Here is a 2126-nt window from a genome sequence, read left to right on the forward strand (position 1 = left end):
CGCGGGGGCGGTGCGCGGCTTGTCCTGACGGCCCTGGCGTGACGGACGCTGGGGCTTCGAGGAACCGCTGCTGGACGGCGGGGCAGGGGCCGCTGGGGCCGTGTCGCCGTGCGCGGGAGTCTTCTCCCCGGTGGGAGCCGGACGTCCGTACTGAATCTCCGGCGGCGGCTTCGGCGGACGACGGCGCCCGTCCTCCGCTGCCTGCGGCTTCGGAGACCGGCTGTTCCCGTCGTGCGCGGGCATCGAGGGGTGGCCGTACTCGATGTCCGGCGGCGGCTTCGGATGGCGGCTGGATTCGAACGCGGGCGTCCTGGCCGGACGTGCACCTTCCGCCTGCTGGGCCCGGGCCGCCTGGGCGCGCAGGGTGTCCACCTCGCGGCGCAGCCGGATGACTTCCGCGGAGAGCTGGGCGTACGAATCGCGCACCAGCCCGTTGAACACGCGCTGCCGCCCCAGCGTTTCGTTGATCAACACCTGGCACGTCTTGCGGAAGGCCCACTTGGCCAGGAGGACCACCTGGCCTGCGCCCCCACGGTGCGTGTGCAGGGGCAGGGCGCGCGTGGTGTCCGCGTTCTCCTCCAGCGCGTGCATGTTGAACGACAGCGGATCCACGCGGGGCTCGACGCCGTCCTCCGGCACCTCCGCTGCCTCCGACGTGGGCAGCCCGCGCGTGCGCAGCCGCTCTTCGATGCGGGCCACCAGGGCCCCCGTGGGAATGTCCCGTCCGAGCAGCTTCATCGGTGTGTCTCCTCGACGATGCGCGCCATTTCTTCCCGGTACGCCGCGACCACCTGGGGCCACGTGTGTCCCTGCGCGTAGGTGCGGGCCCGCTTGCCCAGCGCGTCGCGGGCCTCGCCCACTTCGCGCAGTCCTTCGATGAACGACGCCAGCCCCCGGTACACCCGGCCCGCGCCACTGCGCTCCACCTGTCCCACCAGCACGTCCGAGTGACCGTTCACCAGCACCGGCGTCCCGTGCGCGAACGCCTCCAGCGTCAGCAGCGACAGGCTCTCGAACCTCGACGGCACCACCACCGCCAGCGCCCCGGCCAGCGCATCGTGCTTGTCCTGCTCCTCGATGCGCCCCACGTGCCGCACGCCTTCACCGTGCAGCTCCATGTGCGCCTCGCCCGCGAGCACCAGCTCCGGCGCGTCCGCGTAGCGCTCGCGCAGCTGGCGGTAGAACGTCAGCAGCTCCGGCACGCCCTTGCCCGGCTCCAGCCGGCCCACGTAGAGCAGGTAGCGGCCGTGCACGCCGTGCTTCTCCCGGAAGCGTTCGGGCGCCGCCGGCAGGGCCTGCACCCCCACGCCCACCACCCGCGCCCGCGCGTGCTCCGGATGGACGCGCCCGAACATGGCGACCTCCTCCGGCGTGTTGCACATCAGCACCCGGGGCCGGTTGAACACGTCCCCGTAGACGCCGAAGCGGATGGGTGGCTCGTCGTGCGCGGTGGGCACCAGCATCGCGCGGTCCGCCACCAGCGGCAGGCCCATCACCGTGGGCGCGTACAGGTACGTGAAGAACAGGTAGCCGTCGTACGCGTCCTGCGTGGAGGCCAGGTGGTCGATGAGGCCCGGGCTCAACGGGCCCTGCTCCGCCACCCACTGCTCCTCGCGCAGCCGCTCGTTGCTCTTGTCGAACACCTGGCGCGACAGCCCGTTGAACGCCTGGATGTTGCGCTTTCGCGTCACCGGGAAGCGCAGGACCTTCACCCGGCCCATGCGCTCCTCGCCCGGCGGGAAGGCGTTCTCCCACGACAGGTGGTTCTTCGCGCAGGTGGTCAGCACCGTGATGTCCCAGTGCGGCGCCAGTCGCTCCGCCACCTGGGCCGCGTGGCTCTCCGCGCCTCCCGTCACTTCTCCGTAGCGCTGCACCACCAGCGCCACGCGCGGCCGCTTCGGGGTCCGGCGGGGACGTGGCGGCGGGGGCACCACGCCTTCGAGCGCCCGCGTCAACGACACCTGCGCGGCGGCGGGGGAGAAGTGCTGGAGGCGGCGCGTCTGGCCTTCGATGACGGACCTGCGCAGGTCCAGGTCCTCGCTCAGCTCCACCGCCAGCTCCGCGAGGAACGCGAAGCGCTTCTGGTCGAACCCGATGCCCGCCCCGCACATCGTATCCGGCACCGC

Annotated in this window: 2 protein-coding genes; both read right to left on the reverse strand. The window is 72.3% G+C overall.

Features of this window, described 5'->3' with window-relative positions:
- Nucleotides 1-738, reverse strand: a 738-nt coding sequence (locus D7Y13_RS48480; RefSeq protein ID WP_244222464.1) for a hypothetical protein, incomplete at its 3' end; no start/stop codon positions are given.
- Nucleotides 735-2126 (reverse strand): glycosyltransferase family 4 protein (locus D7Y13_RS41060; RefSeq protein ID WP_120631046.1); only part of this gene is annotated, 1392 nt, incomplete at its 5' end. The genes D7Y13_RS48480 and D7Y13_RS41060, both read right to left, overlap by 4 nt.

Source organism: Corallococcus praedator (assembly GCF_003612125.1).
Classification (GTDB): Bacteria; Myxococcota; Myxococcia; order Myxococcales; family Myxococcaceae; genus Corallococcus; species Corallococcus praedator.